Raw genomic sequence first — 17,438 nt, forward strand, 5'->3', positions numbered from 1 at the left:
TGGTCCTCACGAAAGGAAACGTGATGACCACAGCACTATTGATGATCGCGGATTTCGTCTCGATCGCGATATGGGTGGCCGGCCAACCAAAGTTGGTGGCCAATCGCACCCAGCTCATCACTTTGGACCACCCAGTCACGAACGAAACGCGGCTGCAATTCGTTTCTTAACTGTCAGCCTCATTTCTATCGATCTGAAATCGACGGACATGTTAAAAGGCATGACCAGGTTCGAGTTGGCCTACCGATGAACGCGATTGCGGGTTAATGGGTATTAAATCCAAAGAGGAGAACGCACCAAAGCGGGCTAATGTCCTCCCATTCTCATCCTAGATAGGAGTGTTCCGAACGTTTACCCTTGTCAGAACGTTTTTTATTGGTGTCCGGAAGAGGAGTTGAACCTCCACGCCCTATAATCGGGCACTAGCACCTCAAGCTAGCGCGTCTACCATTCCGCCACCCGGACAGGCGCTTCATTTGCAGCAGAACTGAACTGTAGCACCTGTTGGCTTTTTTGAAAAATCAACCCACCGGATCGGGGCAATCAACTGGCTTCGAGCATCTGGCACAGCCATTTTTGTTTACCGACTTGTTAGCAATAACGCATCTTGCTTTATTTTGTTGTTTTGGGGCCAATGGTAAGTTTGAGATATGTCAATTATTAGTTGGATTTTGATTGGTCTGATCTGCGGCGCTATCGGTCGCGCGATCAGCGGTAAAGCTGGCACCGGTAACTGGCTGGGCAACCTGCTCCTGGGCATCCTGGGCGCGATTGTTGGCGGCTGGATTGGCGGCGCCCTGTTCAACGTCAACCTGAGCGGCTTCTTCTCGCTCAGCACCTGGGCGTTGGCTATCGTCGGTTCGATCATCGTTCTGTTCATCTACAACGCGATCACCGGCAAGAACAAGTAAAAAGACTATTTAAGGGCGGGTAGTTTTTTCTACCCGCCCTTATTTTTTGCCTTTTTAAGTTTTAGACCTCTAGCTGGCCAGCCGCGACTGCTGCTTCCTTCGCGTTCTCGAACGAGTCCGGGTCGTCGACCTGAATCAACGTGAGGCCCATCTTGTTCAGCGTGTTCATCATAGGAGGGCCCATGTGCTCGAATAGCACGCGCTCAACCTGGTTTTCCCTCATGAACTTAACGATTCGCGCGTGGTGCTCGCCGTGCTGGCTTTGATCGTGCAGGACATCCCAGTTGACGTCGTAGACCTGCCAATCCAGCAGCCCATCCCCGCAGACCTTTGCAACGGCCATCCTCGGCGCCTTGCCGAAACGACGCTCGATGCTTTCGTCCTCGGTGACGGGAACTGTCACGATCACGCACTGTGCGTCGCGCATAGCCTGAGCCGCTACACCGCTGGTGCCGACGACCTCTTCGATGCTGATGACGTTTTCGCTGTTTCCGGCGCCACCGCCGCAGCCGCAACCGCCTCCGCAGCAGCCCTGATTCTCAGCCATATAAACTCCTTTTTCGTTCCTTTCCTCAATCCTCACATATCGATCAAGTCCGTCTAAAAAACCAGGGGCGATTGCCCACCCGAGCCGGCTGGCGCCAGGCGCCATCTACCGGCAGAGTCCGTCTCCGCATGTCCCCGCAACTGAAGTTCTGCCAAGGAAGCCATTAGCTGCGGAACTGGGAACCCAACCTCTATCGAAAGTTCTTGCGTGCTTTTCCACTTTCTTGATGACAATTGCTCGCGAACGTTCATTAACTTATTCGGCAACCTATCCAGGCTTCGGTCCATTCCCGTTTCCGCCAGCTCGGGAGAGTTACCTAGCTCGTTGACAAGGGCGAGGACGTCGTTTGCCCCCGTGACTAGGGAAGCTTTACCGTCCCTGATCAACCGATTTGAGCCCACTGACATTGTCGAATTGACCGACCCCGGCACCGCCATGATTGGCCTGTTAAGTGTGTTTGCCCATGTCGCCGTATTCAACGCGCCAGACCGTGCAGCCGCCTCTACCACCACGGTTGCCTTGGTGAGTGCTGCGATGATCCTGTTACGAGCTAGGAAGCCCTGTCGCTTGGGTTCCACTCCAACCGGCGGCTCGGCGCAGATAACTCCATCACGCATTATCTCTTCGAAAACCGGGCGATTTGAACGCGGATAAAAATCGTCCAAACCACGTGCACATACCGCAATGGTGCGCCCAGTCGATAACGCTCCGCGATGGGCGGCCGCGTCGATGCCGTATGCGCCCCCAGAGACCACTGCGTAGGAGCGGTACTCGTTGCGGGCCAGCCTCGCAGACATCTCCGCAGCAACGTTTACTCCGTACCTACTAGCCGCCCGAGAACCGACCACGGCGATCGAGCTAGCGGCCAACCTTGCAAGATTTCCTTTGCCCTTCAGCCACAGTCCGAACGGACTTCCTGACATTCCGACGACGTCTTCGCACTGGTCTAGGTCTGAGAGTTGCTCTGGCCACTCACTGTCGCCAGGGATAACAAACCTGATGCCTAGCTTTTCAGAATCACAGGCGATCTTTTCAGGATCTATAGCCTGGGCGCGTCTACCCCAAAATGATTCGTTGCCCTGACGGGCCAGGCCTTTCAAGACGTCAGCCGCGCCCTCGGAGGCCACGAGTTTCTGCAGTCGCCCATCACCTGGCATCACCACGTAGGTGAGCGCAGCTCGGGCCAGCCTTTCCTCATCCCATTCGCTCATGCAAAGACCAATTCCTCTCCCATTCGTAGTGATAATGCCGCCATCAGGTGTTCGCGGGTGGGCAGATCCTTGCCATCCAGGTCCGCCAAGGTCCAGGTGACCCTCAACACCTTGTCCACTCCCCTGCTTGTGAGGGCTCCAGTGGCGACAGCATCGTCTAGCATCTCTATGCCCTCGGGAACACTCATTTGCCGCAGGTAATAGCCAGGAATCTCGCTGTTTAGCCGCCAATCGGTCCGCCTCAGCCGTATCCGTTGCCGCTGTCTGGCCTCATACACCCTCGACAAAATCTTTTCCGAGGAATCCGCCCTGGCCGCATCTTCTGAAAGCAGAGCCCCGACTGGTGGCTCCATGTGAATGTGAATATCGACTCGATCGAGGATCGGGCCCGACAACTTCTGCGAATACCTGCGGACGGCATTAGGGGCGCAGCTGCACATCTGGCCGCGCACTCCGTAATGACCGCACGGACACGGGTTAGCCGCAAGTACGAGCTGAAAACGGGCTGGGAAACTCACCTGACCTAAAGACCTGGCTATCGTCACGCTGCCCGATTCGAGGGGCTGTCTGAGGGCCTCCAGACAACGAGACGAGAACTCTGGAGCTTCGTCCAAAAACAGCACTCCGCGGTGCGCCAAGGAGATCGCACCCGGCTTGGCTATCCGAGCACCGCCACCGATCAGAGATGCCATGGAAGCGTTGTGGTGCGGATGCGCAAAGGGGGGCCGCTCGATTAACCCTGAGCTGAGGTCTCTGCCCAAAACGGAATGAATCGCCGATACCTCAAGCGACTCTTGCTCCGTCAGATCGGGAAGGATGCCGACCAGCCTCTCTGCAAGCATTGTCTTGCCCACTCCGGGTGGCCCCTGCATAAAAACATGATGACCTCCTGCTGCAGCCACCTCTAACGCCCACGCCGCCATCGGCTGGCCGATGACGTCGCTAAAATCTGGGCGAATATTGGTTTCTGGTTCTAACTGGGGCGCATCCGGAATGTCGGGGTTTCCGGGGCGACCGTGCAACACTTCAATGAGGTCCGAAATGCTGCTGACAGGCCAGACGGTCATTCCGCTCACCAATTCGGCCTCGCGGGCTTGATTCGCCGGAACGATCGCCGTGGTCATACCGATCTCCCTGGCCCCGAGCAATGCCGGCAACAGGCCTGGAACCCGCCTAACCTTGCCGTCAAGGCCCAACTCACCCAGCATGATGGCTTTTGACGCGATCTCGGGTGGAACTAACTGCGAGGCGGCCAGGACAGCAGAGACAATCGCCAGATCGAAGTGCGAACCTGACTTTGGCAGATTCGCAGGAGTCAGATTGATGGTCAACAGTTGATTCGGCCAAGTTAACCCTGCGCCCGCGACAGCGGCCCTGCATCTGTCCCTGGCTTCGTAGAGGGCTGTATCTGGCAGCCCGACCATGATCGTCCTGGGCAGCCCAGGGGTAAGTGCTGCCTCAACCTCTACGGGCTTGGGCGTCACCCCAACTAATGCCATGGACCACGCACTGGTACTCATCAAAGCCCCATTACGTGATGGATTTCGACGGCCCTGCCCCGCCTCTTTAATACTCCGACGGCATCCAACCGAACGCCGTCGTGGCGAGCGTCCAAAGACCTAGCCCAGACAGCCGCGAGTTTGCGAAGCCTGGCGGTCTTCTCCCAGGTGATTGCTTCCAGTGGATCGCCGAATTTAAGCCCACTGCGGGTTTTGACCTCGACGGCGACGGCGGTAGGCGCACCAAATTCGTTCGGAGCTAGGGCGCAGATGTCTAGCTCTCCGATCGGGCAACGCCAGTTTCTCTCAACGATTTGCCAGCCAAGGTTGGAAAGATATTCAGCCGCCTCTTGCTCGCCCGCCCTGCCCAGGGCAATGGTCTTGTTAGGTACGTCTCGCATACCTGCATGATTGTTACGAGACGTGAGAAAATTCTTCTACCCGGCGGAATTTAGTTACTATCTGGCACCGAAAGTTCGCGGTGCTGGATCTCCTCGATCGAGACGTCACGGAAAGTAAGCACCTTGGCAGATTTAACAAATCGCGCCGGACGGTACATATCCCAAACCCAGGCATCCGCCATTGAGAGTTCGTAGTAGACATCCCCGCCCTCAGTGCGAACCTTCAGATCGACGGCATTGCACAGATAAAAACGGCGCTCAGTTTCGACAGCGTAAGTAAAAATGTCTACGACATCGCGGTATTCGCGATACAGATCAAGCTCCAGCTTGTTCTCGTATGCCTCTAAATCTTCTGCGCTCATCCTGTTAGCCTACTCGTTTAGTCTCCATAGCCTGCTGCACATTCCGATAACTAAATCGGTGGATCTCGCAGGGCCCAAGCTCCATAAGGTTTTCCTGGTGCGCTTTTGTGTCGTATCCCTTGTGCTTGGCGAAGCCGTAACCGGGGTATTTTTCATCCATTTTAATCATCAACCGGTCCCTGTGGACCTTAGCCACTATGGACGCCGCAGAGACACACGCCAAGATCGCGTCGCCCTTCCAAACAGCCAGCGAAGGCATAGAAAGACCGGGCACGAAGAAACCGTCGGTGAGCGCATAGGCCGGCTGCGGATCAAGCCGCAGGATCGCGCGACGCAGCCCCTGCAGGTCAGCCTCCTGCATGCCGAGTTTGTCGCACTCCTGTGGACCGACCTCAACACAGGAAACCGCTAGCGCCTTTGCCAAAATTTCGTCGTATAGCTGGTCTCGTTTACGGGCGGTCAGCTTTTTTGAGTCGTTTAGCCCTTCGATCTTTCGGGCCGGCTCATCAGACAAAATCACGGCTGCCGCAACCAGCGGCCCCGCGCAGGCTCCCCTGCCTGCCTCGTCTGCGCCGGCGATAGGCGAAAACCCGGCTCTTTTGAGTTCGAGTTCGTACTGGCTCAGCGGCACGTGCCAGGCCCCAAAACAGGATCTTGCGGCGCCTCTTGTGCCGCGGGGACTGCATCGAACGTAGCTGGACGTTCGAAGCCCTGAATGCGGTTTAGCGGCAGCACGATTGCCTTGACGGGCCCGACCACCGCAGATTCCGGAATGAAACCGGCCGAACCGAACGGCTGTCCTTCGACTGTGCTGCACATGTGCAGGCGGGAATCCCCCGACCTGTCGCGGTGGTCGCCCATCACGAAAATATGACCTTGCGGGACCGTCACTTCGAACCTCGTCTCGGAGGCGGCAACCGGCACCCCAGATTCGGTCTGGTAAAGGTACGATTCCTCGTCCAGCGGCTGGCCGTTGACCGTAAGGCGACCTTCGACGTCGCAGCACTTGACCTTGTCGCCAGCGGTGCCGATGACGCGCTTTACCAGGTAGTTTTTTTCTGAATCGGGAAGCAGCTTGACTTTCTCCAGCCCACGAAGGACGGGATTCTGCGTGATCTGTGGCTCACCCAGCCACCCGTTAGTGTCTTCAAAAACGACGATGTCCCCACGCTGCCAATCGGCCATTCGGATAGAGACGATCCGGTCGCGAGTCTCGAGCGTCTGTTCCATGGACCCAGAAGGCACACGGAACACCTGGAAAATGAAAACCCTGATCAACGCGGTAATGATTAGAGCAACAAGGACGGCCAGCAGAATTTGTCCGACGTTTATCGCGAACCTAGCCACTGGGCCCCGATGCTTACGTGCTTTAGGCGCCGAAACCGGCTTGGGACGCTCGCTGGCATCAAATTCTTCGTACCTGCCAGTAGTTTCCATATTGCTCACCCGCACAGAATATCCGAACAACCTGTGAACAAAATAGTCCACAAAAAGGAAGAAGCCGCCACCTAAGAATAGGTGACGGCCTCTTTATAAGATCAGCGCTTTTCCTTGATCTTGGCAGCCTTACCGCGCAGACCGCGCAGGTAGTAGAGCTTGGCGCGACGAACATCGCCACGACGCTCGACCTCGATCTTGTCGATGATCGGCGAGTGCAGCGGGAACGTACGCTCAACACCAGTGCCGTAAGAAACCTTGCGGACAGTGAAGGACTCCTGGAGGCCACCACCATTCTTCGCAATCACAACGCCGGTGAACAGCTGAATACGGGACTTGTTGCCCTCAACAACCTTCACGTGCACGCGAACGGTGTCGCCAGCGCGGAACTCAGGACGATCGGCCTTCAGCGAAGCCTGATCGATCTCACGAATCAGTTTGGTCTTCATAATTTTCCCTCGTCAGTGCCACAGGTCACCTCGATAAAATCAACAATTGTGAGCCTGGACTCGGACGATCCCCCCGTGGCAGGAGCCGAGAACAAACCCGAAAAGTCATTTTGTCATACTTCAACCAGCATGAGCAAAAAGCCTGAAAACACAAAGTTGGGGACGCCTGCAGCGTCCCCAACTGAGTAGTTAGTTATTACTTGCCGTCAGCCTTGAACAGCGAGTGCATCAGGTCACGGTTGAGCTGGCTAATGGCCTCGAGCGAGATGCCCTTCGGGCAAACCGCGGCGCATTCGCCAATGTTGGAACAGTTACCGAAGCCCTCTGCCTGGTGCTGGCCGACCATGCCCTTGACGCGCAGCCAACGCTCCGGCTGGCCCTGCGGCAGCTGACCCAGATGGGTCACCTTAGCCGACATGAACAGCATCGCCGAAGAGTTCGGGCAGGCAGCAACACAGGCGCCACAGCCGATGCAGGTCGCGTTGTCGAAGGACTTGTCGGCCTTCAGCTTCGAGACTGCGTTGGCGTGTGCGTCCGGGGCGGCACCCGTGTTGACCGAGACGAAGCCGCCGGCCTGGATGATGCGATCCAGAGCGGTGCGGTCGACGACCAGGTCTTTGATGATCGGGAAGCCACCGGCGCGCCAAGGCTCGATCGTGATGGTCTCGCCATCGCTGAAGGAGCGCATGTGCAGCTGGCAGGTGGTGGTGCGGACCGGGGAGCTGCCGCGGCCGTGAGCGGTACCGCTTATCACCATGCCACAGGTACCACAGATACCCTCGCGGCAGTCGGAGTCGAACGCTACCGGCTCGATGCCCTTCTCGGTCAGTTCCTCGTTTAGCTGATCGAGCATCTCGAGGAAGCTCATGTCCTCGCTGATGTTGTCGATCTCGTAATCTTCCAGACGGCCTTCAGATTCGCCTCGAGCCTGACGCCAGATCTTGAGTTTTACCCTCACTTGTAACTCCTCTGCTTGAGCTCGATTGCCTTGTAAATCAGCGGTTCCTTGTGGAGAACAGGCTTGCTGTTCTCGCCAGTCCACTCCCAGGCTGCGACGTAGGTGAAGTTCTCGTCATCACGCATCGCCTCGCCTTCGTCGGTCTGGTGTTCCAGACGGAAGTGGCCACCACAAGATTCGCGACGGTGTAGAGCGTCGATGCACATCAGTTCGCCGAGCTCAAGGAAATCGGCGAGACGGAGAGCACGCTCCAGAGTCTGGTTGAAATCATCACGGGTACCAGTGACCTTGACGTTGCGCCAGAACTCGTCGCGCAGCTGACGGATCATGCCGATCGCCTTCTTCAGGCCGGCCTCCTCGCGAGCCATGCCACAGTACTCCCACATGATGTGACCGAGTTCCTTGTGGATGGAGTCGACGGTGCGAGTGCCCTGAATGGACATCAACTTGTCGATGCGAGCGTTAACCGAATCGAGTGCTTCGCGAACCGCGGGGTCGTTGTCGGCGAGCTTACCGTCGTGGTTCTTAGCCAGGTAGTCGTTGATGGTGTTCGGCAAAACGAAGTATCCATCGGACAGCCCCTGCATCAGAGCGGAAGCACCGAGGCGGTTAGCGCCGTGGTCGGAGAAGTTGGCCTCGCCACCGACGAACAGACCAGGAATGGTCGTCTCCAGATCGTAATCAACCCAGATGCCGCCCATCGTGTAGTGAACAGCCGGGTAGATGCGCATCGGAACCTCATAGGGGTCATCAGCGGTGATCTGCTTGTACATGTCGAACAGGTTGCCGTACTTGGCTGAAACGCCATCCTTGCCCATGCGCTCGATCGCGTCGGAGAAGTCCAGGTAGACGCCGCGACGAACCTCGCGCTGGACGCCGTCCGGACCGACCTCCTTAACGGTCGGGCCAACGCCGCGACCCTCGTCGCAAACGTTCTTTGCCTGACGCGAAGCGATGTCTCGGGGAACCAGGTTACCGAAGGACGGGTAGATGCGCTCCAGGTAGTAGTCGCGATCTTCCTCGGGAATCTCGCGAGGATCCTTGTCGCAGTCCTCAGCCTTCTTCGGAACCCAGATACGACCGTCGTTACGCAGCGACTCACTCATCAGGGTGAGCTTGGACTGGTTGGTGCCGTGCTGCGGGATGCAGGTCGGGTGAATCTGGGTGAAGCACGGGTTACCAAAGTAGGCACCCTTGCGGTATGCACGCCAAGATGCGGTTGCGTTGCAGCCCATAGCGTTGGTGGAAAGGAAGAACACGTTTCCGTAGCCACCGGTCGCCAGGAATACGGCGTCTGCGGTGTGGGCGTTGACCTCGCCGGTCACCATGTCGCGAACAACGATGCCGCGTGCGTGACCGTCCTTGACGATCAGTTCGAGCATCTCGTGACGGGAGAACATTTCGACGGTGCCCTCGGCCACCTGACGCTCAAGAGCCTGGTAGGCGCCGATCAGCAGCTGCTGACCCGTTTGACCGCGAGCATAGAAGGTACGCTGCACCTGAACGCCACCGAACGAACGGTTGTCTAGCAGGCCGCCGTAGTCGCGAGCGAACGGGACGCCCTGGGCTACGCACTGGTCGATGATCGCCGCGCTGACCTCTGCCAGACGGTGTACGTTGGTTTCGCGTGCACGGTAGTCGCCACCCTTAACGGTGTCATAGAACAGGCGGTATACCGAGTCGTTGTCGTTCTTGTAGTTCTTGGCAGCGTTGATACCACCCTGCGCAGCAATAGAGTGTGCACGACGCGGGCTGTCCTGGTAGCAGAAGCACTGGACGTGGTAGCCGGCCTCGCCGAGCGAAGCGGCAGCAGCGCCACCGGCAAGACCCGAACCGACGACGATGACCGTCATCTTGCGTCGGTTGGCCGGGTTGACCAGGGCCGCACGGAACTGGCGGTCTTTCCAGACCTGATCAATCGGCTTGGAGGTGTCAGCCTTGGTGTCGTGAATCTCGTCGCCGAGCGAGTAGTAGACCTCGTCGCCGGCAGGAATGTTGGTGACAGTCATCAGAAAATCACTCCAAACGTGATCAGTGTCGGGGTCAGCATGAATCCGACGAACAAAGCGAGAGCGCAGATGAGAGCGCAGACATGGATAACCTTCTCGCTAGTCGCACCCATGCGCAGACCCAACGTGCAGAATGCACTGCTGAAGCCGTGCCAGATGTGGTAGCAGACGAGCCCAACCCAAATGGCGTAGGCGATCAGCATCCAGGGCTCCTGGAATGCGTTCACGACACGCAGGTGAGGAAGAATGCTCTCTTCGCCAGCAGGGTAGTTAACCTTGATTGTCTGGGTGGTGAACTGCAGCAGGTGGACTACAACACCGATGAGAATCAGGACGCCGGTCCAGATCATGGTGCGAGCCGCGAAGCTACCTTCGAGGTACTTGCGCTGGAGGTAACGCACACGGTTACCACCGGTGTAGCTGCGGAAGGTAAGCTTTACTGCCTCGTAGATGTGGATCAACGCGCAGGCCAGCAGCCCCAGACGGAAGACCCAGAGGAAGAAACGCTCTGGCAGGATCGGGTAGAGCAGAGTGCGCAGCGAGTGTGAATACTCGTCGAACTCCGCACCGTTGTCGGGCACGAGCAGCTTCAAGTTGCCGAACACGTGCATTAGTAGGAACAGGATAAGGCAAAGGCCCGTGATAGCCATCAGCACCTTACGGGCGACGGACGAGTGCAGGGCAGCCTTATGGGGAGTCGTCTCCCCTGACTTCGTAATTAGTTTCGTGGCCACGGAAATACCATAGCCCATAGACCCCGCTTTTTCTTGCTCGGGTATGCCTTTCGGCATATTTTTTCAGGTTAAGCAGACCTAACTGAAACTGTAGCCACAACCGCGCAGCTACTACCTCAGTATGACAGAGGGCGTTGTGGGGAAATTATTCTCCCTCCTCGAGCAATTCCGGTCGACGCAGACTAGTAATCATGCGAGATTGCTCACGACGCCACCGATCGATTTTGCCGTGATTGCCGCTCAACAGGATCTCGGGGACGTCTAAGCCGCGCCAGGACGCCGGCTTAGTGTAGATCGGGTATTCCAGCAGCCCCTCTTCGGCGTCGGAATAGGACTCCTCGACCAAAGACTGCGGATTACCGATCACGCCCGGAATCAGCCGGACGATCGCTTCGGTCATCACCATCGCGGCGACCTCTCCGCCGTTAAGAACGTAATCGCCGATGCTGACCTCGCGAACGTCGAACTTTTCGTTCGCCCACTTGGCCACCCTGGCATCGATGCCCTCATATCGCCCACAAGCGAATGCGATCGATTCCTTAGCCGACAGCTCCTCTGCGAGCTTCTGGTTAAAAACCTCACCCGAAGGACTGGTGAAAATCAGGGTCGGACGCTCGTCTGATTCGTAGCTTTCAGCTAGATCGTCCAGCGCCTCGCCCCACGGCTCGGGCTTCATGACCATCCCCGCTCCCCCGCCATAAGGAGTGTCGTCGACGGTGCGATGCCGATCGTGCGTCCAATCCCGCAGATCGTGAACGCGGATATCCAGCAGTCCAGCCTTCGCAGCCTTGCCAATCAGGCTCAGCTCCAACCCAGAAAGGTATTCCGGAAAGATTGAAATGACGTCAATTCTCATCGGCCAACTACCTGCGATCCCTTATCGGTCAGCACCGCACTCTTCGAGCCGAGATCGATACGCTCGACCAGCTCGGAGACGAATGGAACCGCGATTTCACCGGCCACCAAAATGTCTTGAGCGGGGGCGTGCCAGACCTCTGTTATCTCGCCGAGATTCTCACCTTCCGAAGTTAGAAGTTGGAGCCCGATTAGCTGACGGTCGTAGAATTCTTCCGGGTCTGCGGGAGATTCATCGCCGACCTCAGCAAATAGCAGTTTCCCGGTCAGCGCCTCAGAAAGATTGCGATCATCGATACCTTGCAGGTGAAGGACCAGACGATTACCCTGCTTCCTATTCGCAGTAACCTCGCGGAAAATCTTTTCACCCTGAATCTTCAGCTTTTCGCCCACCTTGAAACGCAGTTCAGGCTCGTCGGTGCGCAGGTCGATGAAAAAATCTCCCCTAATACCGTGCGCCCGGCCAATCTTCGCGACGATCACTTCAGTCATTTCAAAACCCATCTATAAAAAATCGGCGCCCCACACAAGTGGGACGCCGATCAACGCGTAAATTAGCGACGGCCTCGTGGCTTGCGGTCAACGTCCACAAAATCGATGCGGACCTGTTCACCGTCTGCCAGTGCGCCGATCACCTTGCGAATAGCAGTGGCCGTGCGGCCCTGGCGACCAATGACCTTGCCAACGTCGCTGGGGTGAACGCGCACCTCAAGCATTCGTCCGCTGCGAATCTGCTTGTCGCGAACGGAGACGTCGGCGGGGTTAGCGACGATGCCGCACACCAGGTGCTCAATAGCCTCAGCAAGCATTCGTTACGCCTCTTCGGACTCGGTCTTCTCGGCCGGCTCCTCAGCCTTTTCAGCCTCTTCGGCTTCCTCGGCCTTCTCTGCTGCCGGCTCCTGCGCCTTATCCTGCTTCTTGCTGATGGCCTCAGTGGTGGGCTCGTCATCAGCCTCGGCCAGAGCCTTGTTGAAGATCTCCAGCTTGTCAGCCTTAACGGGCTGCGGATCAATGCCGGAGGGACTCTTGTCGCCAGTGAACTTCTGCCAGTCGCCCGTGCGCTTCAGCAGAGCAACAACGGCCTCGGTCGGCTGCGCGCCGACGCCGAGCCAGTACTGCACGCGCTCGGAGTTGATCTCGATAACCGAGGGCTCAGACTTCGGGTGGTACTGACCGATCTCCTCGATAGCAGTGCCATTGCGCTTAGCGCGCTCGTCGATGACGATGACGCGGTAGTGCGGCTGACGTATCTTGCCTAGTCTCTTCAGACGAATTTTCGTTGCCACTTGTGTGGAATCTCCTGTTACAAATCCAAGTTTTTGGTTTCGCTCACGTGTGGGGCACGTTGCGCTGAAACCGTCGGTCCTGCGTCGCCAGTGTTGAGAGGGCACCTGGACACAGACGCATTTACAGATTATGCCAGATTTGGCACTTCAGCAGAAATCTGACTGCAAACCCTTAACAGGTTTGCCGCGCAAAACGATTGCCTTCGGATCATGCAGCACCGAGATGTTTTTGCGCGGATCTTCCCGATAGCAAACGAAATCTGCCGAATCCCCATCTTCCAACTGCATTGCGCCGAGCCATTCGCGAGCCCTCCAGCTGGCCGCGCCGGCAGCAAATTCAGCGCCGCCGAGCTTAGCAAGCAGGTCGGTTTCCTGAGCGATCCTGCCGTGGACAAGCCTGCCGCCGGCATCTGTTCCAGCATAAATCTGAACGCCGGCCTCCAACGCCTTGCCCATGACGTCGAAGTGCTTTTTGTGCAGCGCCCGCATGTGAGCGGCCCAGGTCGGGTATTTCTCGTCGCCACCTGCGGCGAGCTCCGGGAAGGTTGCAAGCTGGGTCATGGTGGGAACCAGCGCGATGCCGGTCTCCGCCATCTCCTCGATGGCCTCGTCGCTCAGGCCGGTTCCGTGCTCGATACAGTCCGCACCAGCAGCAACGAAATCAGCCACCGCTTCCTCGCCAAAGGTGTGCACCTGGACGCGCTTGCCTAACTCGTGCACCTTGTCGACGGCCTTCTTGACGACGTCTGCTGGCCAAAGCGGAGCCAGATCACCAAGCTCGCGATCGATCCAGTCCCCCACGATCTTTACCCACTGGCCATCTTTAGAGGCCTGCCTGGCAACCTCGTCCACCAACTCTTCGGGCTCAACCTCCACCGCATAGTTGCGGATGTAGCGCTTGTACCTTGCGACGTGCTGGCCACTGCGGATGATTCGAGGCAGGTCTTCGCGTCGATCGACGAAGTGCGTATCGCGGGGAACGCCAGTGTCGCGGACCAACAACACGCCGGTATCGCGGTCTGTGATGGCCTGCTCGATAGTCTGCTCGTCGGTGGCTGGGCCCTTTGCCGCCAGTCCGATGTGGCAGTGAGCGTCGACCAGCCCAGGCATCACCCAAACATCCTTCAGCAGGATGGGCGAGCCCTTCGCCTCTTCGCTGATCTTTCCGTCAGCTACCCACAGCGTCTTACGTTCACCGCTGGGTAGAACAGTAGCCTCGATACCGAACTTCACGATCTTCTCCTAGTTGCCAAGACCCGAGTCTTTAAGCATCTGCGCGACGTTGGGCGGCAGCTGGAAGTCCGAACCCTGCGTCTGCGGAATTCCGAACGGAGACTCTGCCGGTTTCTGGTCGGCCTGCGGCTTTCCGGACGCCTGCGCTGCGCGCTTGGCCGGGTTGCCGGAGACCTTCCGGCCGCCGCGACCCTTCTTTTTACGCTGCTGAGCGCGGGCCTGCTTGCGGTTGCCACCGCCCATGCCGGGCAGTCCGCCCATCATGGAGCCCATTCGGCTCATCATCTTCTTCGCCTCGGTGAAACGCTTAACCAGCTCGTTGACGTCCTTCACCTCGACACCGGAGCCGCGCGCAATTCGAGCGCGCCGGGAACCGTTGAGGATGCTGACGTCCGCGCGTTCCGCCGGGGTCATCGAGTAGATGATCGCCTCGATGCGGTCAATCTGCTTCTCGTCGATGTTGGCGATTGCGTCCTTCATCTGCCCCATGCCGGGCAGCATTCCGAAGATCTTAGACATCGGGCCCATGCGACGCATCTGCTGCATCTGAGCCAAGAAGTCGTCGAGGCCAAACTCGCCCTTGCCGGACAGCAGCTTAGCGGCCGCCTCCTCGGACTGCTTCTTGTCGAACGCCTTCTCTGCCTGCTCGATTAGCGTGAGCATGTCGCCCATGCCAAGGATTCGACTGGCCATGCGGTCGGGGTGGAAGACGTCGAAATCTTCCAGCTTCTCGCCATTGGAGGCGAACATGATCGGCTTGCCAAGCACCTTAGCGATGGACAGCGCGGCACCGCCTCGGGCATCGCCGTCCAGCTTGGTAAGCACGACGCCGCTGACGCCAACGCCGTCTTCGAAAGCGCGGGCCGTGTTGACGGCGTCCTGACCGATCATCGCGTCGACAACGAAAAGTGTCTCGTCGGGGTTGGTTGCCTGCTTAATGTCGCGAGCTTGGGCGATCATCTCCTCGTCGACACCCAACCGACCGGCGGTGTCGACGATCACCACGTCGTGCAGCTGCGTGCGGGCGTATTCGACGGAATCGCGAGCGACCTGGATCGGGTCGCCGACGCCGTTACCCGGCTGGGGCGCGTAAACGGATACGCCTGCGCGCTCGCCAACCACCTGCAGCTGCTGAACTGCGTTCGGACGCTGGAGGTCGGCCGCAACCAAAAGCGGGCTGTGCTTGCCCTCCTTGAGGTGCTTGGCCAGCTTTCCTGCGAGGGTCGTCTTACCGGCACCCTGCAGACCTGCCAGCATGATGACCGTGGGAGGATTCTTCGCAAACTGGATCGTGCGGGTCGCCCCACCGAGGATCTCGATTAGCTCCTCGTTGACGATCTTGACGATCTGCTGCGTCGGGTTCAAAGCCTTGGATAGTTCTTCGCCATGGGCGCGCTGCTTCAGCGCGGCGATGAACTCCTTCACCACCGACAGGTTGACGTCGGCCTCGAGCAGCGCGATGCGAATCTCGCGCGCGGTCGAGTCGATGTCGGCGTCGGTCAGTCTGCCCTTGTTGCGCAGATTCTTAAAAGTCGCGGCAAGGCGATCTTGCAGGGTGTCAAACACGCGTTCCTCCGTAAGTTTTCGGCTTATAGCCTAGCCCGAATGCTGGATTACTCGCCCAGTAGTCCCGCAACGAAGCCGTCTGCCTCGAACGGAGCCAGGTCGTCGGCGCCTTCGCCAAGCCCAATGAACTTGACCGGAACACCTAGTTCACGTTGAACCTGCACGACGATGCCGCCCTTGGCGGAACCGTCCAGCTTAGTGAGTACGATGCCAGTAACGTCTACGACCTCTGCGAAAATTCGTGCCTGGGTCAGGCCATTCTGGCCGGTGGTGGCGTCGAGAACCAGAAGCACCTCGCTGACTGGCGCCTTCTTCTCTACGACTCGCTTCACCTTGCCGAGCTCGTCCATCAGGCCGGTCTTGGTGTGCAGACGGCCAGCGGTGTCTACCAGCACGACGTCGACACCCTGTTCGATGCCGGCGTCAACGGCGTTGAATGCGATCGAGGCAGGATCGGTGCCCTCCTCACCGCGAATGGTCTGGACGCCGACGCGATCGCCCCAAGTGGTGAGCTGCTCGGCGGCTGCCGCGCGGAAGGTGTCGGCGGCGCCGAAAAGCACCTTCTTGTCCTCGGCGACCAGCACGCGACCCAGCTTGCCGACGGTGGTGGTCTTACCTGTGCCGTTGACACCGACCATCATCACGACGGCGGGTTTGCCCTCCTCGTGGTCGAGGTTCAACGAGCGGTCCAGGCTCGGATCGACTAGTTTAACCAGCTCCTCGCGCAGCGCCTCCTTGGCCTGGGCGGGATCGTCGATGCCGTCGATGGACAGCCTCTTACGGAGCGTCTCAACCAGCTCAGTGGAGGGGCCAACGCCGAGGTCCGAAGTGATCAAGGTGGTCTCGAAATCGTCCCAGGTATCGTCGTCAATGTTGTCGCTGGAGAGCAGATCGGCAAGCGCCTTGGCCAGCGCGTTGTTGGACGAGGCCAACCGCCTGCGCAGGCGAGCCATGCGAGAACGAGGCTGCTCCACCTCTTCTACCTGCGGCTCCACTACCTCTGCAGCGGGTTCTTCAACTACCTCGGTGGTTTCTGCGGGCTCGGCAACCGGCTCGTTCTCCACGCTCGGGGCAGTGACCAGCGGTTCCTCGTCACCTCCGGCTGTAACCTGCTTCGGCTCCTCGCCGCGAGCAATCGGTTTGCGACGGCCGCGAGTCAGGTAGACGCTCAGACCGGCGACGGCGGCCGCGGCCAGCATAATTGCAATTAGAATCCAAAAAACAAGATTTCCCACGCACCCAAGCCTACCCGGAAGCTTTTAATAGCTGGAAATAGCACAGGCCGAGGGACAACACATTGTGCTCAGCCCCTACCAGCGCATGGCTGCAGTCCAGCCCTCCAGAAAGCCCTGCGCTCGCTCCTCCTTCGGATACGCGCTAAGCAGCTTCTTGAATCTGGGCGAATGATTCGCCTCAACAAGGTGAACTAGCTCGTGCAACAAGACGTAGTCCACCACCCACTGCGGCATCGCCTGCATCCTGTCGCTGAGCCTGATCGTGGCGTCATCTATCGTGCACGAGCCCCAGCGCTGATTCTGGTTACTAACCCAGCGCACGCTGGACGGGCGCACAGGCCGCCCGACCTGCGGATCCAGATACTCTGTGGCGATTCGCTGGGCGCGCTCAAAAAGCTCGCGATCAGTTTTGGGGGCGGCACCCTTACGCACTTTGTCGCGCAGCTTGCGGACCATGTCGTCGACTAGCTTTCGCTCGCGGGCAGCGGAAAGATTGGCAGGCACGTTGACGATTATCGTGTCGCCATCGACACGACCAGAAACGGTCTTTTTGCGTCGCGCGCTGCGTCGAATCTCAACTTTTAGCGCCACAGCAGGCGAGTCTATTTCAAGTTTTTCTGCCAAACTCAACTCTGTAAACCCCGATTACTGAGACTCAGATTAATGAAAACCGCCTGACAAGGGTGAACACGAAATTGCAGTCGCAGCGAACGGTTATTAAGTTGAGTTTGGCAGAATTTTTGAA

21 protein-coding genes and 1 tRNA gene are annotated in these 17,438 nt (G+C 58.3%); 2 read left to right on the plus strand and 20 right to left on the minus strand.

Annotated elements, in window-relative coordinates; translation table 11 throughout:
- Positions 1-23 precede the first annotated feature (23 nt).
- Positions 24-170 (plus strand): hypothetical protein, encoded by a 147-nt coding sequence (locus HMPREF1255_RS09720; RefSeq protein WP_024110440.1) that lies wholly within the window; start codon positions 24-26, stop codon positions 168-170.
- Positions 171-376: 206 nt separating this feature from the next.
- Here HMPREF1255_RS09720 and HMPREF1255_RS00230 read toward each other — a convergent pair.
- Positions 377-465 (minus strand) — tRNA-Leu (locus HMPREF1255_RS00230).
- A gap of 185 nt (positions 466-650) precedes the next feature.
- On the opposite strand from HMPREF1255_RS00230, the gene HMPREF1255_RS00235 reads away from it, so the two are divergent.
- Complete coding sequence (locus HMPREF1255_RS00235) at positions 651-911, plus strand: GlsB/YeaQ/YmgE family stress response membrane protein (protein WP_016455608.1); 261 nt, start codon at positions 651-653, stop codon at positions 909-911.
- A gap of 61 nt (positions 912-972) precedes the next feature.
- On the opposite strand, the gene HMPREF1255_RS00240 is transcribed toward HMPREF1255_RS00235, so the two are convergent.
- The 19 genes from HMPREF1255_RS00240 to HMPREF1255_RS00330 form a co-directional block, all read right to left on the minus strand.
- Positions 973-1,458 carry a NifB/NifX family molybdenum-iron cluster-binding protein gene (locus tag HMPREF1255_RS00240; RefSeq protein ID WP_016455607.1) on the minus strand — a complete coding sequence of 162 codons (486 nt, stop codon included), beginning with the start codon at positions 1,456-1,458 and terminating at the stop codon, positions 973-975.
- A 53-nt stretch (positions 1,459-1,511) separates the two neighbouring features.
- Positions 1,512-2,669, minus strand: coding sequence for a DNA-processing protein DprA (gene dprA / locus HMPREF1255_RS00245; protein WP_024110505.1), 1,158 nt, complete (start codon positions 2,667-2,669; stop codon positions 1,512-1,514).
- A complete protein-coding gene (locus HMPREF1255_RS00250; protein WP_024110475.1) occupies positions 2,666-4,189 on the minus strand; it encodes a YifB family Mg chelatase-like AAA ATPase in 1,524 nt (507 codons plus the stop codon). Before HMPREF1255_RS00250 ends, dprA begins: the two co-directional genes overlap by 4 nt.
- The gene (locus HMPREF1255_RS00255) at positions 4,189-4,569 is read right to left on the minus strand and encodes a YraN family protein (RefSeq protein WP_016455604.1); all 381 of its coding nucleotides are present in this window, start codon (positions 4,567-4,569) and stop codon (positions 4,189-4,191) included. The genes HMPREF1255_RS00250 and HMPREF1255_RS00255 overlap by 1 nt, the downstream gene beginning before the upstream one ends.
- A 50-nt stretch (positions 4,570-4,619) precedes the next feature.
- A complete protein-coding gene (locus HMPREF1255_RS00260) occupies positions 4,620-4,931 on the minus strand; it encodes a DUF2469 domain-containing protein (RefSeq protein ID WP_016455603.1) in 312 nt (103 codons plus the stop codon).
- 4 nt (positions 4,932-4,935) lie between these two features.
- Entirely contained in the window at positions 4,936-5,562 is a 627-nt protein-coding gene (locus tag HMPREF1255_RS00265) for a ribonuclease HII (RefSeq protein ID WP_016455602.1), read from the minus strand.
- Entirely contained in the window at positions 5,553-6,368 is an 816-nt protein-coding gene (gene lepB, locus HMPREF1255_RS00270) for a signal peptidase I (protein ID WP_036916642.1), read from the minus strand. The genes HMPREF1255_RS00265 and lepB overlap by 10 nt, the downstream gene beginning before the upstream one ends.
- A gap of 101 nt (positions 6,369-6,469) precedes the next feature.
- Positions 6,470-6,817 carry a 50S ribosomal protein L19 gene (gene rplS / locus HMPREF1255_RS00275; RefSeq protein ID WP_016455600.1) on the minus strand — a complete coding sequence of 116 codons (348 nt, stop codon included), beginning with the start codon at positions 6,815-6,817 and terminating at the stop codon, positions 6,470-6,472.
- A gap of 196 nt (positions 6,818-7,013) precedes the next feature.
- Positions 7,014-7,775, minus strand: a complete 762-nt coding sequence (locus tag HMPREF1255_RS00280; RefSeq protein WP_016455599.1) for a succinate dehydrogenase/fumarate reductase iron-sulfur subunit — start codon at positions 7,773-7,775, stop codon at positions 7,014-7,016.
- Positions 7,772-9,784 carry a fumarate reductase/succinate dehydrogenase flavoprotein subunit gene (locus HMPREF1255_RS00285; RefSeq protein WP_024110477.1) on the minus strand — a complete coding sequence of 671 codons (2,013 nt, stop codon included), beginning with the start codon at positions 9,782-9,784 and terminating at the stop codon, positions 7,772-7,774. Before HMPREF1255_RS00285 ends, HMPREF1255_RS00280 begins: the two co-directional genes overlap by 4 nt.
- The gene (locus HMPREF1255_RS00290) at positions 9,784-10,518 is read right to left on the minus strand and encodes a succinate dehydrogenase cytochrome b subunit (protein ID WP_231477432.1); all 735 of its coding nucleotides are present in this window, start codon (positions 10,516-10,518) and stop codon (positions 9,784-9,786) included. The genes HMPREF1255_RS00285 and HMPREF1255_RS00290 overlap by 1 nt, the downstream gene beginning before the upstream one ends.
- A 145-nt stretch (positions 10,519-10,663) precedes the next feature.
- Positions 10,664-11,374: a tRNA (guanosine(37)-N1)-methyltransferase TrmD gene (gene trmD, locus HMPREF1255_RS00295; protein WP_016455596.1), complete on the minus strand. Its 711-nt coding sequence runs from the start codon at positions 11,372-11,374 to the stop codon at positions 10,664-10,666.
- Positions 11,371-11,865, minus strand: coding sequence for a ribosome maturation factor RimM (gene rimM / locus HMPREF1255_RS00300; RefSeq protein WP_036916647.1), 495 nt, complete (start codon positions 11,863-11,865; stop codon positions 11,371-11,373). The genes trmD and rimM overlap by 4 nt, the downstream gene beginning before the upstream one ends.
- A gap of 62 nt (positions 11,866-11,927) precedes the next feature.
- The gene (locus HMPREF1255_RS00305; RefSeq protein ID WP_024110448.1) at positions 11,928-12,182 is read right to left on the minus strand and encodes an RNA-binding protein; all 255 of its coding nucleotides are present in this window, start codon (positions 12,180-12,182) and stop codon (positions 11,928-11,930) included.
- A 3-nt stretch (positions 12,183-12,185) separates the two neighbouring features.
- Entirely contained in the window at positions 12,186-12,659 is a 474-nt protein-coding gene (gene rpsP, locus HMPREF1255_RS00310; RefSeq protein WP_024110446.1) for a 30S ribosomal protein S16, read from the minus strand.
- A 147-nt stretch (positions 12,660-12,806) separates the two neighbouring features.
- Positions 12,807-13,892 carry an amidohydrolase family protein gene (locus HMPREF1255_RS00315; RefSeq protein WP_024110503.1) on the minus strand — a complete coding sequence of 362 codons (1,086 nt, stop codon included), beginning with the start codon at positions 13,890-13,892 and terminating at the stop codon, positions 12,807-12,809.
- Positions 13,893-13,901: 9 nt separating this feature from the next.
- Entirely contained in the window at positions 13,902-15,458 is a 1,557-nt protein-coding gene (ffh, locus tag HMPREF1255_RS00320) for a signal recognition particle protein (protein WP_024110428.1), read from the minus strand.
- A 47-nt stretch (positions 15,459-15,505) separates the two neighbouring features.
- Positions 15,506-16,657 (minus strand): signal recognition particle-docking protein FtsY, encoded by a 1,152-nt coding sequence (gene ftsY, locus HMPREF1255_RS00325; RefSeq protein WP_051176697.1) that lies wholly within the window; start codon positions 16,655-16,657, stop codon positions 15,506-15,508.
- Between the two features lie 111 nt (positions 16,658-16,768).
- A complete protein-coding gene (locus HMPREF1255_RS00330; RefSeq protein WP_036916591.1) occupies positions 16,769-17,284 on the minus strand; it encodes a M48 family metallopeptidase in 516 nt (171 codons plus the stop codon).
- Positions 17,285-17,438 lie beyond the last annotated feature (154 nt).

This window comes from Propionimicrobium sp. BV2F7, from assembly GCF_000510445.1.
GTDB classification, from domain to species: Bacteria; Actinomycetota; Actinomycetes; order Propionibacteriales; family Propionibacteriaceae; genus Propionimicrobium; species Propionimicrobium lymphophilum.

Excerpts from the sequence above, each read along its gene's own strand:
- lepB (WP_036916642.1), bottom strand. The coding sequence starts at position 6,368 with ATGGAAACTACTGGCAGGTACGAAGAATTTGATGCCAGCGAGCGTCCC.
- HMPREF1255_RS00305 (WP_024110448.1), bottom strand. The coding sequence starts at position 12,182 with ATGCTTGCTGAGGCTATTGAGCACCTGGTGTGCGGCATCGTCGCTAAC.
- HMPREF1255_RS00240 (WP_016455607.1), bottom strand. The coding sequence starts at position 1,458 with ATGGCTGAGAATCAGGGCTGCTGCGGAGGCGGTTGCGGCTGCGGCGGT.
- trmD (WP_016455596.1), bottom strand. The coding sequence starts at position 11,374 with ATGAGAATTGACGTCATTTCAATCTTTCCGGAATACCTTTCTGGGTTG.
- HMPREF1255_RS00260 (WP_016455603.1), bottom strand. The coding sequence starts at position 4,931 with ATGAGCGCAGAAGATTTAGAGGCATACGAGAACAAGCTGGAGCTTGAT.
- HMPREF1255_RS00250 (WP_024110475.1), bottom strand. The coding sequence starts at position 4,189 with ATGAGTACCAGTGCGTGGTCCATGGCATTAGTTGGGGTGACGCCCAAG.
- HMPREF1255_RS09720 (WP_024110440.1), top strand. The coding sequence starts at position 24 with ATGACCACAGCACTATTGATGATCGCGGATTTCGTCTCGATCGCGATA.
- HMPREF1255_RS00285 (WP_024110477.1), bottom strand. The coding sequence starts at position 9,784 with ATGACTGTCACCAACATTCCTGCCGGCGACGAGGTCTACTACTCGCTC.
- ftsY (WP_051176697.1), bottom strand. The coding sequence starts at position 16,657 with ATGCTGGCCGCGGCCGCCGTCGCCGGTCTGAGCGTCTACCTGACTCGC.
- HMPREF1255_RS00235 (WP_016455608.1), top strand. The coding sequence starts at position 651 with ATGTCAATTATTAGTTGGATTTTGATTGGTCTGATCTGCGGCGCTATC.
- dprA (WP_024110505.1), bottom strand. The coding sequence starts at position 2,669 with ATGAGCGAATGGGATGAGGAAAGGCTGGCCCGAGCTGCGCTCACCTAC.
- rplS (WP_016455600.1), bottom strand. The coding sequence starts at position 6,817 with ATGAAGACCAAACTGATTCGTGAGATCGATCAGGCTTCGCTGAAGGCC.
- rimM (WP_036916647.1), bottom strand. The coding sequence starts at position 11,865 with ATGACTGAAGTGATCGTCGCGAAGATTGGCCGGGCGCACGGTATTAGG.
- HMPREF1255_RS00255 (WP_016455604.1), bottom strand. The coding sequence starts at position 4,569 with ATGCGAGACGTACCTAACAAGACCATTGCCCTGGGCAGGGCGGGCGAG.